Source organism: Oceanospirillum linum (genome assembly GCF_001995095.2).
In the GTDB taxonomy this organism is placed as follows: Bacteria; Pseudomonadota; Gammaproteobacteria; order Pseudomonadales; family Halomonadaceae; genus Oceanospirillum; species Oceanospirillum linum.
Genome location: NZ_MTSD02000028.1, coordinates 1 through 724 on the forward strand (window position 1 = coordinate 1; position 724 = coordinate 724).

General features: G+C 47.7%; 1 protein-coding gene. It reads left to right on the plus strand.

The features are described 5' to 3' along the window. Positions 1–135 precede the first annotated feature (135 nt). On the plus strand, positions 136–724 hold a 589-nt coding region (locus BTA35_RS16460; RefSeq protein WP_139363694.1), incomplete at its 3' end, for an aminotransferase class III-fold pyridoxal phosphate-dependent enzyme.

The following is a 724-nucleotide window of genomic DNA, read 5'->3' on the forward strand; positions in this document are numbered from 1 at the left end:
GAAGAATATCTTGAAATGAAATACATCTGCATCGGTGGCATTCGCTAGTCTGCGCAGAATAACCCCAATTTTCCACACTGAATATGGCGTCAGCCCGTTTAGGCTGACGCGACTTAACCTGTAGCAGGAACCATTATGACAACAAATGCTGAACTTCAAGCCCTGCGCGAACAATATGTTCCACTCGGCGCGGCTAACATGAGCACACACTTTGCGGATCGTGCTGAAAATGGCGAAATTTTCGATATCGAAGGGCGTCGCTTTATCGACTTCGCAGGCGGTATCGGTGTACTCAACGTAGGCCATCGTCATCCAAAAGTTGTGGCGGCTGTTGAAGCTCAAATGCAAAAACTGATGCACACCTGCTTCCACGTTATGCCTTACGAGCCTTATATCCGTTTGGCAAAAAAACTCTGTGAACTGACCCCAGGCACTATGGCTAAAAAAGCCTTCTTGGTGAACACCGGAGCTGAAGCCGTTGAAAACGCGATCAAAATCGCCCGTGCGGCAACTAAGCGTTCAGCGGTGATTGCCTTTAATGGTGGTTTTCATGGCCGTACCATGATGGGTATGGCATTAACGGGTAAAGTGGTGCCATATAAAGTAGGTTTCGGCCCTTTCCCTGGTGGCGTTTACCATGTGCCTTATCCTAATGAGTACCACAAAATCTCCGTTCAAGACTCGTTAACAGCACTGCATAACGTGCTGAAAAACGATATTGAAG